This window comes from Bradyrhizobium sp. TM239 (assembly GCF_036247985.1).
GTDB lineage: Bacteria > Pseudomonadota > Alphaproteobacteria > Rhizobiales > Xanthobacteraceae > Bradyrhizobium > Bradyrhizobium ottawaense.
The window spans coordinates 195,678-217,070 of record NZ_BTIR01000002.1 but is presented as its reverse complement, the minus strand read 5'-3'; the positions used below and the strand labels follow the sequence as shown (position 1 = coordinate 217,070).

At 65.7% G+C, this 21,393-nt stretch carries 20 protein-coding genes and 1 tRNA gene; 14 read left to right on the top strand and 7 right to left on the bottom strand.

What is annotated here, in order from left to right; translation table 11 throughout:
* Positions 1 to 6: 6 nt before the first annotated feature.
* The gene (locus tag AABA84_RS05310) at positions 7 to 1,038 is read right to left on the bottom strand and encodes an LLM class flavin-dependent oxidoreductase (RefSeq protein ID WP_338311555.1); all 1,032 of its coding nucleotides are present in this window, start codon (positions 1,036 to 1,038) and stop codon (positions 7 to 9) included.
* A 145-nt stretch (positions 1,039 to 1,183) separates the two neighbouring features.
* The gene (locus tag AABA84_RS05305; protein WP_256379470.1) at positions 1,184 to 2,131 is read right to left on the bottom strand and encodes a LysR family transcriptional regulator; all 948 of its coding nucleotides are present in this window, start codon (positions 2,129 to 2,131) and stop codon (positions 1,184 to 1,186) included.
* A gap of 87 nt (positions 2,132 to 2,218) precedes the next feature.
* Here AABA84_RS05305 and AABA84_RS05300 point away from each other — a divergent pair, with 87 nt between their 5' ends.
* Genes AABA84_RS05300 through AABA84_RS05290 form a run of 3 tightly spaced genes read left to right on the top strand, consistent with a single transcriptional unit; the run spans position 2,219 to position 5,336 of the window.
* Positions 2,219 to 3,577 carry an MFS transporter gene (locus tag AABA84_RS05300; RefSeq protein WP_028141078.1) on the top strand — a complete coding sequence of 453 codons (1,359 nt, stop codon included), beginning with the start codon at positions 2,219 to 2,221 and terminating at the stop codon, positions 3,575 to 3,577.
* Complete coding sequence (locus AABA84_RS05295; RefSeq protein ID WP_338311554.1) at positions 3,574 to 4,071, top strand: GAF domain-containing protein; 498 nt, start codon at positions 3,574 to 3,576, stop codon at positions 4,069 to 4,071. The genes AABA84_RS05300 and AABA84_RS05295 overlap by 4 nt, the downstream gene beginning before the upstream one ends.
* Before the next feature lie 17 nt (positions 4,072 to 4,088).
* Positions 4,089 to 5,336, top strand: coding sequence for a metal-dependent hydrolase family protein (locus AABA84_RS05290; RefSeq protein WP_338311553.1), 1,248 nt, complete (start codon positions 4,089 to 4,091; stop codon positions 5,334 to 5,336).
* A 41-nt stretch (positions 5,337 to 5,377) separates the two neighbouring features.
* On the opposite strand, the gene AABA84_RS05285 is transcribed toward AABA84_RS05290, so the two are convergent.
* Positions 5,378 to 6,358, bottom strand: coding sequence for an NADPH:quinone oxidoreductase family protein (locus AABA84_RS05285; protein ID WP_338311552.1), 981 nt, complete (start codon positions 6,356 to 6,358; stop codon positions 5,378 to 5,380).
* A gap of 56 nt (positions 6,359 to 6,414) precedes the next feature.
* Complete coding sequence (locus AABA84_RS05280; protein ID WP_338311551.1) at positions 6,415 to 8,472, bottom strand: ATP-dependent helicase; 2,058 nt, start codon at positions 8,470 to 8,472, stop codon at positions 6,415 to 6,417.
* A 122-nt stretch (positions 8,473 to 8,594) separates the two neighbouring features.
* On the opposite strand from AABA84_RS05280, the gene AABA84_RS05275 reads away from it, so the two are divergent.
* Positions 8,595 to 9,185 carry a TMEM175 family protein gene (locus tag AABA84_RS05275; RefSeq protein WP_338306354.1) on the top strand — a complete coding sequence of 197 codons (591 nt, stop codon included), beginning with the start codon at positions 8,595 to 8,597 and terminating at the stop codon, positions 9,183 to 9,185.
* A 4-nt stretch (positions 9,186 to 9,189) separates the two neighbouring features.
* On the opposite strand, the gene AABA84_RS05270 is transcribed toward AABA84_RS05275, so the two are convergent.
* Entirely contained in the window at positions 9,190 to 9,570 is a 381-nt protein-coding gene (locus AABA84_RS05270; protein WP_338306353.1) for a YciI family protein, read from the bottom strand.
* 225 nt (positions 9,571 to 9,795) lie between these two features.
* Between AABA84_RS05270 and AABA84_RS05265 the strand changes: the two genes are divergently transcribed.
* Both AABA84_RS05265 and AABA84_RS05260 read left to right on the top strand, forming a co-directional pair.
* Complete coding sequence (locus AABA84_RS05265; RefSeq protein ID WP_038950498.1) at positions 9,796 to 9,978, top strand: hypothetical protein; 183 nt, start codon at positions 9,796 to 9,798, stop codon at positions 9,976 to 9,978.
* Between the two features lie 20 nt (positions 9,979 to 9,998).
* A complete protein-coding gene (locus AABA84_RS05260; RefSeq protein WP_018322198.1) occupies positions 9,999 to 10,202 on the top strand; it encodes a hypothetical protein in 204 nt (67 codons plus the stop codon).
* An 11-nt stretch (positions 10,203 to 10,213) separates the two neighbouring features.
* On the opposite strand, the gene AABA84_RS05255 is transcribed toward AABA84_RS05260, so the two are convergent.
* Positions 10,214 to 10,927, bottom strand: a complete 714-nt coding sequence (locus AABA84_RS05255) for a substrate-binding periplasmic protein (protein ID WP_338311550.1) — start codon at positions 10,925 to 10,927, stop codon at positions 10,214 to 10,216.
* A gap of 344 nt (positions 10,928 to 11,271) precedes the next feature.
* Here AABA84_RS05255 and AABA84_RS05250 point away from each other — a divergent pair, with 344 nt between their 5' ends.
* Both AABA84_RS05250 and AABA84_RS05245 read left to right on the top strand, forming a co-directional pair.
* Positions 11,272 to 13,677, top strand: coding sequence for an ATP-binding protein (locus AABA84_RS05250; RefSeq protein ID WP_338311549.1), 2,406 nt, complete (start codon positions 11,272 to 11,274; stop codon positions 13,675 to 13,677).
* A gap of 331 nt (positions 13,678 to 14,008) precedes the next feature.
* Positions 14,009 to 14,082 (top strand) — tRNA-Gly (locus AABA84_RS05245).
* Between the two features lie 209 nt (positions 14,083 to 14,291).
* On the opposite strand, the gene AABA84_RS05240 is transcribed toward AABA84_RS05245, so the two are convergent.
* Positions 14,292 to 15,230: a LysR family transcriptional regulator gene (locus AABA84_RS05240; protein WP_212249062.1), complete on the bottom strand. Its 939-nt coding sequence runs from the start codon at positions 15,228 to 15,230 to the stop codon at positions 14,292 to 14,294.
* A gap of 213 nt (positions 15,231 to 15,443) precedes the next feature.
* Here AABA84_RS05240 and AABA84_RS05235 point away from each other — a divergent pair, with 213 nt between their 5' ends.
* From AABA84_RS05235 to AABA84_RS05210, 6 genes are read left to right on the top strand one after another with little or no spacing between them, the layout of a single operon-like run.
* Positions 15,444 to 16,523: an ABC transporter ATP-binding protein gene (locus tag AABA84_RS05235; protein ID WP_338311548.1), complete on the top strand. Its 1,080-nt coding sequence runs from the start codon at positions 15,444 to 15,446 to the stop codon at positions 16,521 to 16,523.
* Between the two features lie 33 nt (positions 16,524 to 16,556).
* On the top strand, positions 16,557 to 17,273 hold the full coding sequence (locus tag AABA84_RS05230) for an HAD family hydrolase (protein ID WP_338311547.1): 717 nt from the start codon (positions 16,557 to 16,559) through the stop codon (positions 17,271 to 17,273).
* A 16-nt stretch (positions 17,274 to 17,289) separates the two neighbouring features.
* Positions 17,290 to 18,597, top strand: a complete 1,308-nt coding sequence (locus AABA84_RS05225) for an NAD(P)/FAD-dependent oxidoreductase (RefSeq protein WP_212249060.1) — start codon at positions 17,290 to 17,292, stop codon at positions 18,595 to 18,597.
* A 22-nt stretch (positions 18,598 to 18,619) separates the two neighbouring features.
* Entirely contained in the window at positions 18,620 to 19,666 is a 1,047-nt protein-coding gene (locus tag AABA84_RS05220; protein WP_212249059.1) for an ABC transporter substrate-binding protein, read from the top strand.
* A gap of 18 nt (positions 19,667 to 19,684) precedes the next feature.
* Positions 19,685 to 20,548, top strand: a complete 864-nt coding sequence (locus AABA84_RS05215) for an ABC transporter permease (RefSeq protein ID WP_338306347.1) — start codon at positions 19,685 to 19,687, stop codon at positions 20,546 to 20,548.
* On the top strand, positions 20,545 to 21,333 hold the full coding sequence (locus AABA84_RS05210) for an ABC transporter permease (RefSeq protein WP_028141062.1): 789 nt from the start codon (positions 20,545 to 20,547) through the stop codon (positions 21,331 to 21,333). The genes AABA84_RS05215 and AABA84_RS05210 overlap by 4 nt, the downstream gene beginning before the upstream one ends.
* Positions 21,334 to 21,393 lie beyond the last annotated feature (60 nt).

Below are 21,393 nucleotides of genomic sequence, written 5' to 3'. Positions count from 1 at the left end.
AAGCCGCTACCCCATCATCTCCCGCACCATCGGCACCACCTTGCTTCCATAAAGCTCGATGCTCTTCATCAGCTTCTCGTGCGGCAGGGGACCGGCCGAATACTTCAACTGAAACCGCGCAACGCCGAGCGTCTTCGCCGTCCTGGCGATCTTGCGCGCCACCGTCTCCGGCGAGCCGGCATAGAGCGAGCCTTGCTCGACCTCGCTCGCGAACTCGTCGCGGCCCATCGGCGGCCAGCCGCGTTCCTTGCCGATGCGGTCGCGCATGGCCTTGTAGTCGGGCCATAGCTCTTCGCGCGCCTCTTCATCCGTCTCGGCGACATAGCCGGGCGAGTGCACGCCGATCGGCTGTGCCGGCCGGCCGAACTCCTTGGCGGCGCGGTGATGGAGATCGACGAACGGCGCAAAGCGCGCGGGATCGCCGCCGATGATCGCGAGCATCAAAGGCAAATCGTAATGCGCAGCGCGCACCACCGATTGCGGGCTGCCGCCGACGCCGATCCAGGTCTTCAGCCGGCCGTTCTCGACAGGGGGATAGACCAGCTGATCCCGCAGCGGCGGACGCAGCTTGCCCTCCCAGCTCACCGGCTTCTGCGCCAGCAGTGCGGCGAACAGGTCCAGCTTCTCCTCGAACAGCTCTTCGTATTTGCGCAGGTCGAAGCCGAACAACGGAAAGGATTCAGTGAACGAGCCGCGGCCGAGGATCACCTCGGCGCGTCCGTTGGAGAGCGCGTCCAGCGTGGCAAAGCGTTGGAACACGCGGATGGGATCGTCCGATGACAGCACCGTCACGGCCGAGCCGAGCTGGATGCGCTTGGTCCGCGATGCGATCGCGGCGAGCACGGTCTCCGGCGAGGAGATCGCAAAATCGGCGCGATGGTGCTCGCCGAGTCCGATGAAGTCGAGGCCGAGCTCGTCGGCCAGCACGGCTTCGTCGACGACGTTGCGGATCACCTGCGCGTGCGGAAGCATGGCGCCGGCGGCGTCCCTGGTGACGTCGCCAAAAGTGTCCAGTCCGAATTGAAGCGATGCGGTCATCGGTGAGGTCTCTGCGGACGCAGCTTGCGCCTGTCACTGTGGGAGGGGATCGTTGCGGTGGAGCTAGGCCGCGGCGGCCGGTGCAACAATGCTGCTCTGAGAAACCCACCGTTTCCTTTTTGGATCGTGCCAGGCCCGCGCCCGCTCAGTCGGATCGGGTGAACATCTCGACCAGGGTCTCGCGCAGCCAGCGCTGCGCCGGCACGGTGTCGTTGCGCTGGTGCCAGAACAGGCTGACGATGCGCGGCGGCGCCTTGAGCGGCAGCGGCATCGCGTGCAGGAACGGCGCGTGCCGGGATTGCGAGCGCAAATCGCTCGGCAGCACCGCGATCAGGTCCGACTGGCGCACCACCTCGTAGGCGGCGCTGTAGTGATTGACGGTCGCGACCAGGTTGCGCGACAGCCCGCGCGAGGCGAGGAAGAGGTCGTAGGACGGCAGGGTCTTGCCGGCGAGGCTGACGTCGACATGGCCTGCGCCGAGGAAGCTGCGCGTGCTGAGCCGCTTCTGGGCGGCGAGCGGATGGCCGCGCCGCATGAAGCAGGCGTAGTCGACCGTCCACAGCGAGCGCGAGCGGATGGCGGCCGGCTGCTGCGCCTCGTTGACATAGACGCTGAGCACGCAATCGACGCGATTGTCTTCGAGCTGATCGGCGATCTCCAGAATGGTGTTGGGGACGGTGTGCACGCGCGCCTTGGGCGCGACCTTGCCGAAATGGCCGAGGAGATTCGGCATCACCAGCGAGGCGACGTAATCCGACATCGACAGGCTGAACTCGGTCTGCGCGCGGCGCGGATCGAACACCTGCTCGTCGAGCGCGCCCCGGACGGTTTCGAGTGCCTCGCCGATCGGCTCCCACAACACCACGGCGCGCTGGGTCGGACGGATGCCCGTGCCGGACCTGACGAACAGGGGATCGCCGAGCGCGTCGCGCAGCCGCGCCAACGCGTTGCTGACCGCGGGCTGCGTCATCAGCAGCGCGTTTGCGGCACGCGTGACGCTGCCCTCGGTCATCAGGGCTTCGAAGACCTTCAGCAGGTTGAGGTCGAGCGATCGAAACGACAGAACATTCACCGTGGTGATGTATGGGATCACGATTATAAATTATGACGATAATATCTCTTTGTCTATGGTTTCCCCAGGGACTTGCGGATGCCGGGCCGCCGGACAGAGGGGACTTACATGTCGATGATCTCGGCGCGCATCGAGCGCCTGCCATTCGCGCGCTTCCACACGCATCTGCTGTTGATGGGTGGGCTCGGCTACATGTTCGACGCGATGGACGCAGCCGTGCTGGCGTTCATCCTGCCGGTGCTGCGCACCGCCTGGAATCTGACGAGCGTGCAGATCGGCGTGCTCGGCAGCAGCACCTATATCGGCTTCCTGTTCGGCGCGTTGCTGGCGGGCACGCTCGGCGACCTGATCGGCCGCCGTGCGGTGATGATGTCGGCGCTGGCGCTCTATTGTGCCGCATCGATCGTCAGTGCCGCCGTGGACAGCTGGCCGTCCTTCTTCGCCGCCCGCGTCGTCGCGGGCATGGGCACCGGCGCCGAGAGCGCGATCATCGCGCCTTATCTCGCCGAGTTCGTGGCGCGGCGCTTCCGCGGCAGCTTCACCGGCGCGCTGGCCGGGTTCTTCTCCTTCGGCTTCGTCGCGGCGGCCTTGCTCGGCTACTTCATCGTTCCCGCCTATGAGAACGGCTGGCGCATCGTGCTGGTGATCACCGCGGTGCCGGTCGTCATGCTGCTCTGGTGGCGCCGGGCGCTGCCGGAATCGCCGCGCTGGCTGGAAAGCCGGGGCAGGGCGAAGGAAGCCGAAGCGGTGCTGGACAGGATCGAAGCCGGCTTCGCGCGCCAGGGGCATGTGCTGCCGCAGCCGGTCGTCGACGCGGTCAGCCCGCCCGTCGCCGGGGGAACGTTGCTTGCCAACTTCGCGGCGCTTCTGGCGCCCCGGCAGGCGCGCATCACCGTCATGACGTGGATCATGTGGCTTGCGATCACCTTCAGCTATTATTCCTTCTTCGTCTGGATTCCCGGCCTGCTGGTCCAGAACGGCATGAGCATCACCAAGAGCTTCGCCTATTCGCTCGCGATCTATTGCGCGCAGATCCCCGGCTATTTCAGCGCCGCGTATTTCAACGAGCGCATCGGCCGGCAGGCGACCATTGCGTCCTACATGGTGCTCGGCGGCATCAGCGCGCTCGGACTCGCCTTCGCGCAGAGCGACCAGCACATCATGGTCGCCGGGATCCTGCTGTCGTTCTTCATGAACGGCACCTATGCCGGCGTCTATGCCTATACGGCGGAGGTGTTCCCGACGCCGGTACGGACCACCGGCGCCGGCCTTGCCTCGGCGATCGGCCGCATCGGCGCGATCGTCTCGCCGATCCTGGTCGGCTACCTCTATCCCAATTTCGGCTTTGCCGGCGTGTTCGGGATCACCACCAGCGTTCTGCTGATCGGTGCGCTCACCGTCGTGGTGATGGGCGTGCCGACGCGCGGCCGTTCGCTGGAAGACATTGCGGCGGGCGAAGTCGCATGAGGGCGACGACACGCCGGCTCGATCCGCTGGTCAACGCCGTGGCGGCGGCGCAGGGCAGGGCGGATCAGCCGGAGGCGCTGTTCTCGGCACTGGACGATGCCTTGAAATCGGCGATCGGGCACAAGCTGTTCACGATCCTGACCTATGACGACGATAGCGGGGAAGCGGCGCGGATCTATTCCAATCGCCCCGGGCCTTACCCGGCGGGCGGCCGCAAGCGGCTGGCGCCGGGCCCCTGGACCGAGGCCGTGCTCGACCGCGGCGAGGCCTATATCGGCCGCACGCTCGACGATCTGCGCAATGTGTTCGCCGATCACGAGCTGATCGCTTCACTCGGCTGCGAGAGCGTGCTCAACATGCCCGTGCGCTGGCGCGGACGCACGCTCGGCTCGCTCAACCTGCTGCATGAAGCGGGCTGGTACGGCGCGGACGATGTGGCCGCGTGCCTTCCGTTCGCCCAGCTCGCATTACCCGCGCTGCTCACACAGTCCTGACCGGACAGGAAACGACCATGCCCAGCACCCTCTTCAAGAATGCCGCTCTGCTCGATCCGCTTCAGCCGGATTTGCTGGAAGGCCATCACGTGCTGGTCGAGGACAACGTGATCAAGGAGGTCTCGGACCGGCCGCTCCAGGCTTCAGTCGACCGCACCATCGACCTCAACGGCAAGACGCTGATGCCCGGCCTGATCGACCTGCATGTCCATGCGGTGGCGGTCGAGCTCAATCTGTCGCAGCAGGTGCACATGCCGAATGTGCTGGTGACGCTGCGCTCGACGTTGCTGCTGCGCGGCATGCTTCGGCGTGGCTTCACCACCGTTCGCGACGCCGGCGGCGCCGGCCATGCGCTGAAGCAGGCGATCGAGACGGGTCTCACCGACGGCCCGCGGCTGTTCGTTTCCGGCCGCGCGCTGAGCCAGACCGGCGGGCACGGCGACATGCGCGCGCGCTCGGATTATCTCGCCAGCGACGCGCCGTGCCCCTGCTGCGTGCGTGTCGGCGCGCTGGCGCGCGTTGCCGACGGCGTCGACGGCGTGCGCAGGGCGGCGCGCGAGGAGCTGCAGATGGGCGCCGATCAGATCAAGATCATGGCGTCCGGCGGCGTCGCGTCACCGACCGACCCTGTCGGTGCCTTCGGCTACTCCGAGGACGAGATCCGCGCCATCGTCGAGGAGGCGCGCGGGCGCCAGACCTATGTGCTCGCCCACGCCTATACCGCCGCCGCCATCGAGCGCGCGGTTCGCTGCGGCGTGCGCACCATCGAGCACGGCAATCTGGTCGATGCCCCGACCGCGCGCCTGATGGCCGAGAAGGGCGCCTATGTGGTGCCGACTCTCGTCACCTATGAGGCGCTGGCCAATGAAGGCGCGCAATATGGCCTGCCGCCCGAGAGCGTCGCCAAGATCGCCGATGTCCGCGATGCCGGCCTGCGCTCGCTTGCGATCTATCGCGACGCCGGCGTGAAGATGGGGTTCGGCAGCGACCTGCTCGGGCCGTCGCAGCGCCTCCAGAGTGACGAATTCCGCATCCGCGCCGAGATTCTCGGTCCGCGCGCGGTGATCGCCAGCGCCACGGTGATCGGCGCCGAAGTGCTCGGCATGGAGGGCAAGCTCGGCCGGATCGTGCCCGAGGCCGTCGCGGACCTGCTGGTGGTCGACGGCAATCCGCTCAACGACGTTGCCTGCCTGCTCGGCCAGGGCGAGCATATCCCGCTGGTGATGAAGGCGGGCAAAGTCCAGTTCGACCGGCTGAAGTCGTAGCTGCCGCTGCGTCACGGACGCCCTCGCTCCGCTCGTGCGTCCTATGTCGAGATGCGCACGACCATCTTGCCGAGCGCCCCGCGCGTCTGCATGGTCCTGAACGCCTCCCGGAAATCGCCCAGCGCGAAGACGCGACCGACCACAGGCTTCAGCTGGCCGTCGGCAAGCCAGCCCGTCAACTGCGACATCAGGCGCTTCTGCACCTCGGGCTCGCGCAGGGGAATTTGCGCGAGGTCGACACCGAGCAGGGCGCCGCCTTTCAGCAGCGGCAGGTTGAACGGCAATGCCGGGATCGCACCGGCGGCAAAACCGACCACGAGATGACGGCCACGCCAGGCGATGGAGCGAAAGGCCTGCACCGAGACGTCGCCTCCGACCGGGTCGAAGATCACGTCGACGCCGTGTCCTCCCGTCAATTCCTTCAGCGTGTCGCGCCAGCCGGCCTGCGTGTAGTCGATCACAGCGTCGGCGCCGTGCGCCAGCGCGAACGCGCGCTTGTCCGGCGTCGATGCTGCTGCGATCACACGGGCGCCAAGCAGCTTGCCGATCTGGACTGCCGCAATTCCGGTGCCGCCAGCTGCGCCCAGCACCAGAAGCTGTTCCCCTGCGCAGAGCGAGGCGCGTGCACCGAGCGCATAGAGAGCGGTCAGATAATTGGCGCGAAACGAGGCGGCGACTTCGGCCGCGACGCCGTCGGGCAGGGGATGGAGCGCTTCGGGTCTGACGACGATCTCTTCGGCAAGTGCGCCCGAGCGCGTCATCCCCATCACGCGCATGCCGGGCTGATAGCCGCCGGGTGCGCCGGGCGCGTCCGTCACCACGCCCGCGAACTCCGTCCCGGGAATGAAGGGCAGGGGATCTTTGGTCTGATAGCGTCCCTCGATCTTCAAGCCGTCGACGAAGCCGATCCCGGCAGCTTCCACGCGGATGCGCAATTGTCCTGGTTCCATGGACGGGGGCGGGACGTCCGTCAGTTCGATCTGATCGATCGGTGCGTATTGCTCGACCACGACGGCTTTCATGTCGGACCTCTGTTGTTCCGGTTATCCTGACAGGTCCCGACACGAGCCTCTTGCGTCTACCGCCACATCCCGCGCATCCGCGCGCCGATGTCGACCTTCGGGCCCTGCGCCGCGGTGCGGGCCGCGCCCGCGGCAGCCTTCGGCCAGGCGGTGCGCTCGAACAGATAGACCAGCTGCTCCGGGATGAAGCGGGTGCGCGAGGCATAGACGTGGCGGTCGCCCTTGGCGGCCTGGCCGTGGACGAAGAAGCGCTGGGGGACGACGAGGTGCAGATCGTCCTTGGCGCGGGTCATCGCGACATAGAGCAGGCGGCGTTCCTCCTCCAGCTCGGCGCTGGTGCCGGCGCCGAGATCCGACGGCATGCAGCCGTCGACGACGTTGAGCACGAACACCGACTTCCACTCCTGGCCCTTGGCGGAGTGGATGGTGGACAGGATCAGATAGTCCTCGTCGCGCAACGGCGGCCCGGATTTGTCGCTGGTCGCATCCGGCGGATCGAGCGTGAGTTCGGTCAGGAATTTCTCGCGCGATGCATAACCGCTGGCGATCTGCTCGAGCTGCATCAGATCGGCGCGGCGCGTCTCGGACTCTTCGTGGAGGCGATCGAGATGCGGCTCGTACCAGAGCCGCACGCGTTCGAGATCGACCGGCCATTCCGAATAGCGCAAATTCTCGACGGTGCGGACGAAGTCGGTCCAGTCGGCGCCGGTCCGTGCGGGCACCGGAAGCTGGCCGAGCACAGCAAGTGGGTCGGTGCTCTCCGCCATCTGGTCGAGCACGCGCTGCGCGGTCGCGGGTCCGATGCCGGGCAACAGGTGCAGGATGCGGAAGCCGGCGACACGGTCGCGCGGGTTCTCGGCAAAGCGCAGCAGCGCCAGCACGTCCTTGACATGCGCGGCGTCGAGGAATTTCAGCCCGCCGAACTTGACGAACGGAATGTTGCGGCGGGTCAGCTCGATCTCGAGCGGGCCGGAATGCGAGGACGTCCGGAACAGCACCGCCTGGTGCTTGAGCAGCGCGCCTTGCTCGCGGTTCGCCAGCACCTCTTCGACAATGTAACGCGCCTGGTCGGCCTCGTTGTGCACGGTGACCAGCTGCGGCTTGTGCGAGGCGGCGCGGTCGGTCCACAGATTCTTGGTGAAGCGCTCGCGCGCAAGCCCAATGACGCCGTTGGCCGCCGCCAGCACGGTCTGCGTCGAGCGATAGTTGCGGTCGAGCGTGATCATCTCCGCGCGGGGCGAGAAGCTCTGCGGGAAATCCAGGATGTTGCGCACGGTGGCGGCGCGGAACGAATAGATCGACTGGGCGTCGTCGCCGACCACGGTGAGCCCGCGTCCGTCGGGCTTCAGAGCCAGGAGGATCGAGGATTGCAGGCGGTTGGTGTCCTGGTATTCGTCGACCAGCACGTGATCGAAGCGGCCGCCGATCTCTTCGGCGATCAGCGCATCGCTCATCATCTGCGACCAGTAGAGCAGGAGGTCGTCGTAATCGAGCACGTGCTGCGCCTGCTTGGCCTCGACATAGGCGGCGAACAGCCCCTTCAGCTCGGTGGCCCAGCCCGCACACCAGGGATAGTGCTGGCCGAGCACCTTCTCGATCTCCATCTCGGCATTGACGCAGCGCGAGTAGATCGACAGGCACGTGCCCTTGGCGGGGAAGCGGCTCTCGGTCTTCGACAGGCCGCGCTCGTGGCGGACCAGGTTCATCAGGTCGGCGGAATCCTCGCGGTCGTGGATGGTGAAGGCGGGATCGACGCCGATCCGCTCGGCATATTCGCGCAAGAGGCGCGCGCCGATACCGTGGAAGGTGCCGGCCCAGGTCAGCGCATCGCGCATGATGGCGGCGTTGTTCTCGCCCAGCACCTTGCGGGCGATCCGTTCCACCCGGCCGGCCATCTCGGCCGCCGCGCGGCGGGAGAACGTCATCAGGAGGATGCGGCGCGGATCGCTACCTGCGACGATCAGGTGCGCGACGCGGTGGGCCAGCGTGTTGGTCTTGCCGGAGCCAGCGCCGGCAATCACGAGCAGGGGGGCGCCCACGGTTGAGCCCTCGGCCACGCCATGCTCGACGGCGCGGCGCTGCTCCGCATTGAGCGTGTCCAGATATGTTGCCACGAATCGCCCCGGTGAAAGCGCAAGAGTCGGCGATCCCGGCGCGAATCGCAATGCGGCTGGACGGAACGGGAATTAGGATTTAGGGGGAAGATGGCCCTAAGTTCCAGCAGCGCAGGCCCGACATGACCGAGCCCAACCCCGACCAGTTCGAGATGCGGCGGCTGGAATCGCTCAGCAACACCATTTTCGGTGTCGCCATGACGCTGTTGGCCTACGACCTGCCCAAAGCTGCGGTCTTCACCAGCGTGCCCGACTGGAGCGATCTCGCCCACGTCTATTCTGGCAAGCTCGCCGGCCTTGCCCTCAGCTTCATCATCGCCGGCGTGTTCTGGATCAGCCATCACCGGCGGCTGGCGCGCCAACCCGTCGGCAGCCGCGGCGCGGTGATCCTCAACCTGTTCTTCCTGCTCTCGATCGTTCTGCTGCCTGTCACCAACGGCCTCTACACCAATTACGGCATGAGCAGTGCGGTTGCGGTGCTCTACGGGCTGCACCTGACCGCGATCGCCGGCCTCAATGCCTGGCTGTGGTGGACGATCCTCGGCGGCTGGCGCCAGGAGATCATGGCCTCGCTGTTTCCGCTCCTGGTGTTCATCCCGGGCACGATCGTTGCGGCGTTCGCCCCGCACATCGCGCCCTTCGTGTGGTTCATCGCCTTCGGCGGGCTCGCGATCCAGCGCTTCTACGGTGCGCGGACCGGGCCGGGGGCGTGAGGCCTCACCCGGACGTCGCGCCGAACCCATCGGCCGGCACGTAGAGCTTGACCGGGCGGATTTCGTAGACCGCTGTCGGATTGACCGCACGCAGTTTCCGCGCCGCCGTGATCGCCTCCTCCTCGCTGGCGCATTCCATCAGGTGGAAGCCCAGAAGCTGCTCCTTGGTCTCGGCAAACGGGCCGTCCAGCACCATGCCCGCGCCGGGGCCACGCAAGGTGCGCGCCTTTCGGGTCTCATCCAGACGGGCGGCCGGCCCGAACTGTCCGCTGGCCCGCAAGGGGGCCTGAACTTCGATGACCTTGGCCACGACTGCGGCGTCCTGCTCGGGCGTCCAGGACAAGATCTCGTCTTCCACGTGGTAGGCCAGGATGGCGTAAAGCATCGTCACCTCGTTGTTTTTCTGCACCGATCCCGAAGGACGTCGCACCGCAGGCAATGCCGACAATCCTCAAGAATAAACTCAAGAATAAATTCACGCACAAAATATTGCGTGGCCGGGCCGCGACGAAACCGTCCTGAAACCCGATTGGGACCTTGCCGCGTGAACGCCGCCGGAAGTGGTCGCGACTGATGACCACAAACAACAAGATTTCTGCTGGAGGCGGCAATGTCGGGTCACATCAAGATCATCTGCGACGCACGTCGGGCCGGACAATCTCAGACGGCCGATCTGCACGACCAAAGCGGCCATCACCGCTATTACGGCAGCTCGGCCGAGAATGGCGGCGAGCGCATCGTGGAGAGCCGGCGCGGCAAGCGCCCGCGCGCGCTCGGCGTTTGCGGCTTCTGAAGCCTCGCGACCGATTTCCAATGGACGTCCTGCAAATATCGATCGCGGCGATGCCGTTCCTGCTCGCACTGACGAGCCGGACGGGCAAGGTCATCGTGCCGTGCCTGCTGACGAGCATCTTCACGGTGCTGCTCGGCGGGGAGCCTCACCGCGCCGTCGTGGCCTGGTGCGTCGGCATGCTGATTGCCGCCGTCGCGCTACGCGAGCGGCTTCGCGCGGGCTGACACAGCAGTCGTCACTTCCCGCTCAAGACCTGCTTGACCAGGGCCTCGCGCAGCGCCGCCAGCTCGCCGCTCGCCTCCATCTGAGCGATCGCCTTGCCAACCTTCGGCACGAGATCGCGATGGCGTTCGTGCAGGTAATGGTAGATGTGGATGCGCTCGAGCGGCGGCGAGAGGGGGTAGATCCTGGCCTGCAGATTGAGTTTGCGCACCGCTGCGAGCCCGCTGAAGAGATCGGTGACCATCACGTCGAAACGGTCGGCATCGAGCATCCTGACCATGTTGTCGAGGCCAGTGGTCGCCGTGACGCGGGCCATGCCGCGCGTACCGGCCTCCGAGGAGCCGACGCCGCGGACGATGCCGATGCTGTAGTCTCTGATCGAATCCCAGCCGGCGACGTCGAACCGGAATTTCGTCGCAAACACCGCGGGCTCGATATAGTTGATCGCCGGCGTGACCTGGACCAGCGTCGGGTAGTCGCGCGAGAGCGTTCCGATCCGTTGGATCTCCCCGTCCACCTCACCGGCGCTCGACAGCGCGAGCGCGCGCTTGCCGGGGACGTCCTCGAACTCCAGTCTGATGTTCAGCCTGGCGTAGACGGCCCGCAGCATCTCGCCGCCGACATATTGATCGGGGATGTCGGCGATGCGCGCCAGCCGGATGACCTCCTGCGCCTGCGAAGGATCGCTTGCAAGCAGTGACAGGCAGGCGACGATAATCCGCCACATGACGCGCCTCCTCGTTGCCCGATTCTACCGCTGGATTCCGATGTCCGCCCGATTTACCGGAGATGGCGCCTGCGTGTGGCCATAGAGGTCACTGCCCGCCCGAGGTGCAGGCGACGTCCGGACTTTCACCGATGTCATTCTACCACGCGAAGTGGTAGTTTGCGCGGGAATCCTGCTGCTGCGCAAGATATGACCCCGCCGACCTCGAGCCGCCCATGGGGTTGACAGGAAATGGGCGGACAGGATCGCCGCGCGCATCGCGTGAAGGCGAAGTCTCGACGATCGAATTGCTCGAGGCTGCGACCGGTCGGCCGCAGCGTGCCGCCATTCCGGGGATGTGGTGCATGGCCAAGGCTGGTGACGAGGACTCCAATCGCGGCCGCGCCGTCGCGCCGGCGGCTGCGAAGCAGGATTTGATCGGCACCGCGCTCGCGCCTTCGATGTTCGCCGCGCTGCTGTCCCGGCTCTTCAACTGGTCACGCAGCGGCGTCGGGCCGCGCCTGCTCGCGGCCGTGCTGCTGTTCTCTTCGGTCGTGACGCTGACGTTGACTGCGCTCCAGCTCTATCTCGATTATGATCGCGAGGTCGGCCTCATCGAGACCAGGCTGGACGAGATCGGCCGCAGCACCACCGGCAGTCTCGCCGAGAGCCTTTGGAATCTCGACCAGAACCAGCTCAAGCTCCAGCTCGACGGTATCCTGCGGCTGCCCGACATCCGCGCCGCGGAGGTGCGTGAGATCGCCGACCGTCCCAATCCGATCCGTCTCGCCATCGGCGAGCCGAGCACCCGCTCGGTCGTGACGCGCGACTATCCGCTGAACTACGCCGTGAAAGGCAACGCACGCGAGATCGGCGTGCTCCATGTCGAGGCGACGCTGACCGACGTCTACCAGCATTTGCTGAACCGTGCGCTGGTGATCCTGGCAAGCCAGGCGGCCAAGACGTTCCTCGTCTCGCTGTTCATCATCTACATGGTCCATCTGCTGGTGACGCGGCATCTGGTCGCCATCGCCGAGTTCGTCAGCAAATACAGCCTGGCGCGGCCGCCGCCGCCTTTGCGCCTGGAGCGCCGGCCGCCCTACGATGCCGACGAGCTGGACAAGGTGATCGACGCCTTCAACGCGATGTGCGCGAACCTCCAGCGGGCCTATGGCGAGCTGCGCGAGGCCAATGCAAATCTCGAGCGCGACCTCAAGGTCCGCCGGAGCGCCGAACAGGACGCGCGTGCGAGTGAAGAGCGTTTCCGCGACTATGCCGAGACCGCGTCCGATTGGTTCTGGGAGACCGGACCGGACCATCGATTCACCTACATATCCGACCGGGCCGGTGTCTTCGGCATGGACAACAAGGCGCTGATCGGCAAGCGCCGCACCGATGCCGCGTTCGGCCGCGACGCCGAGCCCGAGAAATGGCGCGCGCACATGGCGATGCTGGACCGCCATGAGCCGTTCCGGAAGTTCGAATATCGCGGCCGCGACACCACCGGGCGGATGCATCATTTCAGCGTCAACGGCCAGCCGGTCTTCGCCGCCGACGGACGCTTCATGGGGTATCGCGGCTCCGCGACCGACCTCACCGAGCAGCACGAGACCGAGGAGCGACTGCGACAATCCCAGAAGATGGATGCGATCGGCCAGCTCACCGGCGGCGTCGCGCACGACTTCAACAACGTGCTCACGGTCATCACCGGCACCATCGAGATCATCCAGGAAGGGCTTGCGGACAAGCCCGAATTCGCCGCGATCGCGCAGCTGATCGACGATGCGGCCACGCGCGGCGCGGAGATCACCTCGCAGCTCCTGACCTTCGCGCGCCGCCAGCCGCTGGAGCCGCGCGAGATCGACGTCAACGCCCTCGTGATCGAGACCGCGAAGCTGCTGCGGCCGATCCTCGGCGCCCATATCGAGATCGTGACCCGGCTCGCCGACGACGCCTGGTCTGCGATGGCCGATCCGTCGCAGCTCTCCTCCGCGATCGTCAATCTCGCCGTCAACGCGCGCGACGCGATGTCGGGCGGGGGCAAGCTCACGATCGAGACCGCGAACCGCGAGCTCGACGACACCGATGCTGCCGGCGACGGCGGTGCCATGCGCGGCGCCTTCGTGATGGTCGCGGTCGCCGACACCGGCCACGGCATCCCCGCCGACATCCGCGAGCGCGTATTCGAGCCGTTCTTCACCACCAAGGGCGTCGGCCGCGGCACCGGCCTCGGGCTCAGCATGGTCTACGGCTTTGCCAAACAGACCGGCGGCACCGTCGCGGTCGAGAGCGAGGAGGGGCGGGGCACGGTGATGCGGCTGTTCCTGCCGCGGTCGAAGGGCGAGGCGCCGGCCAGGACCGCGCCGGTCCAGGCGCTGGACACGGCACGCGGGCACGAAACGATCCTCGTGGTCGAGGACGATCCGCTGGTGCAGGGCTATGTCATCGCTCGGCTCGGCAGCCTCGGCTATCGCACGCTGGTGGCCGGCGACGGCGCCTCCGCACTGGCGCTGGTCGACCAGGGCGCCAAATTCGATCTCCTGTTCACGGATATCATTATGCCCGGCGGCATGAACGGGCGGGAATTGGCCGACGCGGTCCGGCTCCGCCGGCCGGGAGCAAGGGTGCTCTATACCTCCGGCTACACCGACGATGCCATCGTCCACGAAGGACATCTCGATCCCGGCGTGGCGCTGCTCAGGAAGCCCTACCGGAAGTCGGAGCTGTCGCAGAAGATTCGCGAGGTGCTTGCGGGCGAGCCGCCGGCCTGAGCGGCGCCGGCGGACGAAAAAGGCGCGGCGGGGAAGCCCCGTCGCGCCCGATTTCTTGCTCGCTGGTCCAGGGCTGAGAGCGCCCCGATGCCAAGCCTCTATTGAAAGCTTAGCGGGCGATCCCAGCGAGGTGACAGCGCTTGGTAAGAGACACTGGATCACCTCCTTTCGTTGGTTTCGGAAGATTTCAATATAGGCGGCATTGCCACCGCTGTTAAGAGGCGGCGGCTCCGGAAGGAACCGGGGCGGCTCGCAAGGCCGCCGAAGACGCCGGAAAGCGACCGCCTGGGCAGTTGAGACCGCCGCCCGGCCGTGTTAGGGAGCCCGTAACGCGGGTGTAGCTCAATGGTAGAGCAGCAGCCTTCCAAGCTGAATACGAGGGTTCGATTCCCTTCACCCGCTCCAACGCCCAAGCCCTCCGCTTGAAATGAGGGCTCATTGTGGATCGCAGAAAAGTTGAAGCCTGCTTGCTGACGTCGATCGCCAGATGGCCGGAGCTTTGCGATAGGAGCTGACGGTTGCCTGCTTGTTCGTACCTTTGGACAGCGACCTGAGCCCGCCGGCTCATTCGCTCGGGCGAGCCGACGGTCAGGAAGGCAAATCCACCTGAAAGCTCAGTAGCACGCAGGCATCAAGCCAAGTCGTGGATATTGCCGATCGATTGCAGCCAGCTCGATCCGCATTTGCGCGATGATCCAATCCCGGATCTCGGCGGCAATGGGCCGCATGGGCCGGTTGCGTGGCGGCAGGAACTCGCAGAGACGGCGCGTGGTGGTGAGCGTATCGGAGGCCGGCACCAGCGCGCCTGTCAGGAGCCAATGCGAGGCGACCGTCAGCCAGCCGAGCGCGATGCCTTGGCCGAGCAGGGCGGCCTGCATCACGACGGCATAATCGGTGAAGCTGAGCCCCTTGGCCGCACCGCGACGACCGGTGAGCAGTGATGCGTAATCCGCGGCCCAGTCGCCCGCCGTCTCGGCGAGGCGGATGATGGTGTTGCCCTCGGTGGGATCGGTCGCGCCGAGATAGGTCGGGCTGCACATCGGCAGCATCACTTCCTTCATCACCAGCGTGCCGCCGGACGACGGCTCGTCGCGATCGCGGAAGCGCATGCCGAGATCGACGTTCTCCACCGGCCCGCGTAATGCGCCGGAGATCAGCTGGAAGCGCAGATCGACCTGGGGAAACTGCTTCTGGAGTTTGTCGATGCGCGGCATCAGCCAGTGCGTGGTAAAGGCAGAGGAGACCGACAGCGTCACGGTCTCGGTGCCCTTGCGGCGCCGCTCGATCTCGACGAGGCCGCTCTCGATGCTGCGAAAGCCTTCGAGCACGCGGCGATAGAGCTGCTCGCCTTCCTCGGTGAGCACCGCGCGGCCCGCCTTGCGGTCGAACAGGCGAACGCCGAGATGCTCCTCGAATTGTCCGAGCATCCGGCTTACCGCCGGCTGCGTGACGTTGAGTTCGGCGGCAGCCGCCGTGAAGCTGCCATTGCGCGCTGCTGCGTCAAAGACGAACAGGGCGTTACTTGAGGGCAGCATCCTGCGCAGCTCGGGCATAACGTCATGTTATGGGCGCGGTGAGAATTTGGCAATTGCCGAGTTTTGCCAAGTCTGGTGTCATTCGTGTCACAGCCTAAAGACAGGGTGTTCGAGAGACAGTTTTGGTGCGGCGCACGCTGTACCCGCGATTGCTCCGGGATGCTGTCTATAAAGCAGGCTTATGGCGCGCAGTGAGGCACGTCATGACAGGGAACGAGGCGAGGGCGATCGTTGGACAGACGAGCGGAAAGCGTTGAGATCCGGTCCGCGAGCAAGGCGTACGGCGCCGTTCGCGCTCTCGACGACGTCTCCCTCAATGTCGGCGCCGGCGAGTTCGTCTCGCTGCTCGGTCCCTCCGGTTCCGGCAAGACCACGCTGCTCGGCATTTTGGGGGGCTTCATCCTGCCTACGACTGGCACGATCCTGTTCGGCGGTCGCGACGTCACTTACATGCCGCCGCACAAGCGCGACATCGGCGTCGTCTTCCAGAACTATGCGCTGTTCCCGCATATGAGCGTCGGCGAGAATGTCGCCTTTCCCTTGCGTGCACGTCGCTTGCCGAAGGCAAGCTGGCCCGACAAGGTGCGCGCCGCGCTCGGCATGGTGGGCCTTGCCGGATATGAGGAGCGCGGCATCGCGCAGCTCTCCGGCGGCCAGCGCCAGCGTGTGGCGCTCGCGCGCGCCATGATCTTCGAGCCGCAACTGATCCTGATGGACGAGCCGCTCTCCGCGCTCGACAAGCAGCTGCGCGAATCCATGCAGATCGAGCTGCGGGCGCTGCACAAGCGCATCGGCGCCACCATCATCTACGTCACCCATGACCAGCGCGAGGCGCTGACCATGAGCGACCGCGTCGCGGTGATGAAGGACGGCCGCCTGATCCAGATCGACGAGCCCGAGCGGCTGCACGATCATCCCGCCGATTCCTTCGTCGCAAGCTTCATCGGGGAGGCCACGATGCTGCCGGTGCGCCGCGTCGACGCCTCCAGCGTCGCGCTCGGCAACGCGCTGCTGCGCAGCGCCCGCGCCATTCCCACAGGCGACGCGCTGATGCTGGCCGTGCACAGCGAAAAACTGCTGATCGACGATGGCGCGCAGGATGCCGCCTGCAACCGGCTCACGGCTACGGTCACCGATATCGTCTATCAGGGCGAGAGCCTGCGTATCTTCCTGGCGCTTGCCGACGGCGTCGCGCTCAGCCTGCGACAGCCGAGCTATCACCAGGCCTACAGCCGCATTCCGCCACTCGGCGGCAGCCTCACCGTCACCCTTCACCCCGAGGACACCATCATCGTGCCCCGGGTGGACTGAACCCTAGCCTGTCTAACCTGAGAGAAAAACGACATGTCGACCCAAGCCGCGTTCAGCAATTTCAAGGTCCTCACCTTCGACGTCGTCGGCACCTTGATCGATTTCGAGGCTGGCGTGCTCGCAGCGGTGCGCAAGATCTCGGGCAAGACGCCGGCCGAGCTCAGCGACGAGCAGATATTCGAGCCCTACAAGCGCGGCCGCGACATGCACTACGAGCGCTCGAGCGAGGCGATGTTCCACGTCTATCGCCATCTCGCCAAGGAGCTCGGGCTGCCGTCTGACGACGCGTCGTGCGATGTCTTCCAGCTCTCGGTGCTGCGCTGGGGACCATTCGTGGACTCAGTCGAAGCACTGAAGCGCTTGCGCACGAAATTCCGGCTGGTGGCGATGACCAATGCGGACCGCGTCGCGCTCTCGTGTTACGCGCATGCGCTCGGCAATCCCTTCGACGACACCGTATGCGCCGACGACACCGGGGTGGCAAAGCCCAATCCAGAGTTCTTCGCTTACAACAAGGGGCGTCAGTCGGCCTTCGGCTATAAGCAGTCCGACATTCTGCATGTCGCGCAGAGCCAGTACCACGACATCGGCATCGCGCGGAAGCTGGGCTACAAGGTGTGCTGGATCGAGCGCCGCCAGGGCATTGCCGGTTTTGGCGGCACGCCCGCGGTGGAGACGCTAACCAAGCCGGACTTCCATTATCCGACCTTGAAGGCACTGGCCGACGCAGCGATCGGGCCGGCGGCATAAATCCGTGAGCGCGGGCATGACACGGGACTGGAGCGCGCAGCCATCGGTCAACTCGCTGTGGGAAGCCACGGCGGAGCCGGCGCGCGATTGTCCCGTGCTGTCGGGCGAGCATCAGGCCGATGTGGTGATCATCGGCGCGGGCTATACCGGGCTCTCCGCTGCGCACCATATCGCCAAGAGCGGGCTCGCACCGATCGTGCTCGAGGCCAACCGCCCCGGCTGGGGCGCGAGCGGGCGCAACGGTGGCGTGATCACCGCAAAGTTTCGCCTGTCGTTCCGTGAGATCGACGCCGTGCACGGCCGCGCGATGGCAAAGCGCATGTACGAGATCGCTCATGAATCGACCGACATGGTCGAGGAGCTAGTGTCCGAATTCGGTATCACCAGCGCAAACCTGACGCGCACCGGCCAGGTCAAGGCTGCCCACAACGAGACGACGCTCAAGGCGGCGATCGACGAAGCCAACTGGATGACGCGCGAGATGGGCTCCGCCGAGGTCCGCATCCTCGACAGAAGCGGCGTGCGCGAGGAGACCGGCTCCGACATTTTCGTCGGCGGCGTGCTCAATCCCGGCTCGGGCGGGATCCATCCGCTGAACTATCTGCGCGGCCTCGCCGATGGCGTGGCGCGCCGCGGTGTTCCGATCTTCCAGGAATCTCCGGTCGTCAAGCTGCGGCGCGTGAACGGCGGCATCGTCGCCGAGACGCCGCAAGGCGCGGTGCGCGCGAAACAGGCGATCATCGCGACCAACAGCTATTCGGATTTGACCGGCGCGACCGCGCATCTGCAGCGCACGCTGATCCCGTTCCGCAGCGCCATGGTGGCGACCGAGCAGCTGCCGCGCAATCTCGCTGGCAAGCTGATGCCGACGGGACGGACCTACACCGAGACCAAGCGCATGATGCGCTGGTTCCGCATGGTCGACAATCGCGTGATCTTCGGCGGGCGCGGCGCATTCGGCAAGCAGGACTCCCAAGCCGCGTTCGACGCGCTGCGCAAGGCGATGGTCAGCATCTTCCCTGATCTGGCCGAGGTCCCGCTCGCATACAAATGGTCGGGCCTCGTCGCGATGACGCTGGATTCGGTGCCGCATATCGGCCGGCTCGACGACCGCACGCTGGTCTCGCTGGGCTACAACGGAGCAGGTGTGGCGATGTCGAGCCTGATGGGCCGCTATCTGGCCGCCTTCGTGCGCGACGAGAGCCCCGACGTCGGCCTGCTCGATGTCAGTCGCGTGAAGACCATTCCGTTCTATCCGCTGCGCGAGCCCGCCGTGCGCATGGTCGCCGGCTGGTACCAGTTTCTGGATGCGATCGGTCAGTGAGAAGTCTTTGGAGGAGGCGAGGATGACGATGAAGCAGAAGTTTGGACTGGGCTGCGCGCTGCTGGGCGCAATCGGATTGACCAATGCGGCCGATGCCGCCGAGCAGATCACCTTCGTCTCGCAGGGCGGCGCCTACCAGCAGGCGCAGACGGTGGCGATCCTGGATCCCTCCGCCAAGAAGCTCGGCATCACCATCAACCAGGATTCCATTCCCGACGCCTGGCCTGCGATCAAGACCCAGGTCGGCAGCGGCAAGCCGATCTGGGACGTCGTCGACACGCCCACCGGCAACTGCCTGCGCGGCGGCGAGCAGGGGCTGATGGAGAAGCTCGACTTCTCGAAGATCCCGAACGGCGCGGCGATGCCGGAGGCGTATCGCAGTCCCTATTCGGTCTCCTATGAGTTCTATTCCAGCGTGCTGTCCTACAGCCAGAAGACGTTCCCGAAGGACGCGCCGAACAGCTGGGCAGATTTCTGGGACGTCAAGAAATTCCCCGGCCGCCGCGCCCTGCGCAACCACCCGTTCGCCACGCTTGAGGCCGCATTGATGGCTGACGGTGTCGCGCCGGACAAGCTCTATCCGCTCGACGTCGATCGCGCCTTCAAGAAGCTCGAGGAGATCAAGCCGCACATCACGGTGTGGTGGACTTCGGGTGCGCAGTCGGCGCAACTGCTCAACGACGGCGAGGTCGACATGGAGATGGCCTGGAACGGCCGAGTCAGCGCCGTCGCCAAGGAAGGCGCCAAGGTTGCCTTCACCTACAATCAGGGCGTCCTACAGAGCACCTCGCTCTGCATTCTCAAGGGCGCGCCGAATCTCGACACCGCGTTGAAATTCCTCAACGAGGCCGTCGATCCCGTGCACCAGGCCAATCTGCCGCTCCACATCGACTACGGCCCCGGCAATCCGAAGGCGTTTGAAACCAACGTGATCAAGTCCGAACGTGCCGCGCAATTGCCGAGCGAGCCGGCGAACGCGGCCAAGCAGGCGCTGATGTCCTACGCCTGGTGGTCATCGCCGGCCGGCGAAGCCGCCGAGAAGCGCTGGGCGTCGTTCATGCAGAAGTGAGACGAGGCAGCGTTGACGATGACAGTGTCCGATCCTTCGCAAAAGCATCAGCGCCGTGAGCACGGGCTGATGCTGGCGCTGGTGTCGCCGGCGCTGCTCGTGATTTTGCTCTTGATCGTGCTGCCGGTCGGCTGGCTGGCCTGGCAGTCGATCTACCATGATGGCTTTACGCTGGAGAACTACCGGCGAGTCTTCACCGAAGACATCTACTGGCGAAGTTTCGCGCTGACCTTCGAGATCAGCCTCGCGGTCACGTTGATCGCTCTGCTGCTCGGCTATCCCTTGGCCTATCTCGCCAATTCGGTGCCGAAGGGCTGGAGCATCCTGATCCTGTCGCTGGTCGTGCTGCCGTTCTGGACTAGCGTGCTGGTCCGCGCCTATGCCTGGCTGGCGCTGCTTCAGCGTAGCGGCGTGATCAACCAATTCCTGCGCTATTTCGATGTGATCTCCGAGCCACTCGCGCTGGTCCACAACAGTTTTGGTACGGTGGTGGCGACCGTGCACATCCTGCTGCCGTTCATGGTGCTGCCGCTCTATGCCACGATGCAGAAGATCCCCGGCGATCTCATGCAAGCCGGCGCCAGTCTCGGCGCGAGCCCGTCGCTGACATTCTTTCGCGTCTTCCTGCCGCTGTCGTTGCCGGGCGTGCTCGCCGGCTGCACCATGGTGTTCGTGCTCTGCCTCGGCTTCTACATCACGCCGGAGCTGCTCGGCGGCGGCCGCACCGTGATGGTGTCGATGCTGGTGAGCCGCAATGTCGAGCTCTACAACCAGTTCGGCGCGGCGAGCGCCGTCGCGGTGGTGCTGCTTCTCAGCGTGCTCGCAATCTTCTTTGTCGTCAGCCGCTTCATCTCGCTCGACCGCGTGCTGGGGCAGAAATGATGCGCATCTCGCCCGCACGGATTGCCCTCTACGCGATCAGCGCGCTGGTGCTGGTCTATCTGATCCTGCCCGTTCTCATCATCGCGCCGATCTCGTTCTCCAGCGCGCGCTTCCTGACCTTCCCGCCGCCGTCGTTCTCGACGCGCTGGTATCAGCAATATTTCACAAACCCGGCCTGGATGCAGGCAACGCGCGTGACGCTGACAGTTGCGCTCTTCACCGTCGTGATTGCAACGCCGTGTGGGGTGGCTGCCGCCTATGCCATCAGCCAGTCCAAGCTGCGCATCATGCGCGTCGTTCATATGGCGCTGCTGCTGCCGCTGGTGGTGCCGATTATCATCACCGCGGTCGGCATCTTCTTCGTCTACGCCAAGGTCGGCCTGGTCGCGACCATGCCCGGCCTCGTGCTCGCCAATGTCATGCTGGGCTTGCCTTATGTCGTCATATCGGTGCTGGCGGGCCTGCAGAGCTTCGATCCGGCGCAGGAGATGGTTGCGCGAAGCCTCGGCATGAACCGGCTGCGCAGCTTCTTCGCGGTGACCCTGCCGCAGATCAAGTCGAGCGTGGTCGCCGGCGGCATTTTTGCCTTCATCTCGGCAATGGACGAGACCATCGTCGCGCTGTTCATCTCCGGCGGCCAGTACCAGCCGCTGACCAAGCGCATGTTCACCGCGCTTCGAGACGAGATCGACCCAACGATTGGAGCGATATCGACGCTGATGACTGCGGCCTCGTTCCTCCTGGTATTGCTCGCAACCACGCGACAGAAGAGGAAGGTGGGATAAATCCTGCGCTGACGGCCCGGCCGCGCCGGGCCTGATCCAGGTCAATGTCGCGCGCGCCGG

What these genes read in the sequence shown, in the direction of transcription:
- AABA84_RS05275 (WP_338306354.1), top strand. Translation starts at nt 8,595, where the DNA reads ATGACCGAGCCCAACCCCGACCAGTTCGAGATGCGGCGGCTGGAATCG.
- AABA84_RS05300 (WP_028141078.1), top strand. Translation starts at nt 2,219, where the DNA reads ATGTCGATGATCTCGGCGCGCATCGAGCGCCTGCCATTCGCGCGCTTC.
- AABA84_RS05270 (WP_338306353.1), bottom strand. Translation starts at nt 9,570, where the DNA reads ATGCTTTACGCCATCCTGGCCTACCACGTGGAAGACGAGATCTTGTCC.
- AABA84_RS05260 (WP_018322198.1), top strand. Translation starts at nt 9,999, where the DNA reads ATGGACGTCCTGCAAATATCGATCGCGGCGATGCCGTTCCTGCTCGCA.
- AABA84_RS05310 (WP_338311555.1), bottom strand. Translation starts at nt 1,038, where the DNA reads ATGACCGCATCGCTTCAATTCGGACTGGACACTTTTGGCGACGTCACC.
- AABA84_RS05230 (WP_338311547.1), top strand. Translation starts at nt 16,557, where the DNA reads ATGTCGACCCAAGCCGCGTTCAGCAATTTCAAGGTCCTCACCTTCGAC.
- AABA84_RS05225 (WP_212249060.1), top strand. Translation starts at nt 17,290, where the DNA reads ATGACACGGGACTGGAGCGCGCAGCCATCGGTCAACTCGCTGTGGGAA.
- AABA84_RS05250 (WP_338311549.1), top strand. Translation starts at nt 11,272, where the DNA reads ATGGCCAAGGCTGGTGACGAGGACTCCAATCGCGGCCGCGCCGTCGCG.
- AABA84_RS05265 (WP_038950498.1), top strand. Translation starts at nt 9,796, where the DNA reads ATGTCGGGTCACATCAAGATCATCTGCGACGCACGTCGGGCCGGACAA.
- AABA84_RS05210 (WP_028141062.1), top strand. Translation starts at nt 20,545, where the DNA reads ATGATGCGCATCTCGCCCGCACGGATTGCCCTCTACGCGATCAGCGCG.
- AABA84_RS05215 (WP_338306347.1), top strand. Translation starts at nt 19,685, where the DNA reads ATGACAGTGTCCGATCCTTCGCAAAAGCATCAGCGCCGTGAGCACGGG.
- AABA84_RS05285 (WP_338311552.1), bottom strand. Translation starts at nt 6,358, where the DNA reads ATGAAAGCCGTCGTGGTCGAGCAATACGCACCGATCGATCAGATCGAA.
- AABA84_RS05240 (WP_212249062.1), bottom strand. Translation starts at nt 15,230, where the DNA reads ATGCCCGAGCTGCGCAGGATGCTGCCCTCAAGTAACGCCCTGTTCGTC.
- AABA84_RS05255 (WP_338311550.1), bottom strand. Translation starts at nt 10,927, where the DNA reads ATGTGGCGGATTATCGTCGCCTGCCTGTCACTGCTTGCAAGCGATCCT.
- AABA84_RS05220 (WP_212249059.1), top strand. Translation starts at nt 18,620, where the DNA reads ATGACGATGAAGCAGAAGTTTGGACTGGGCTGCGCGCTGCTGGGCGCA.
- AABA84_RS05290 (WP_338311553.1), top strand. Translation starts at nt 4,089, where the DNA reads ATGCCCAGCACCCTCTTCAAGAATGCCGCTCTGCTCGATCCGCTTCAG.
- AABA84_RS05295 (WP_338311554.1), top strand. Translation starts at nt 3,574, where the DNA reads ATGAGGGCGACGACACGCCGGCTCGATCCGCTGGTCAACGCCGTGGCG.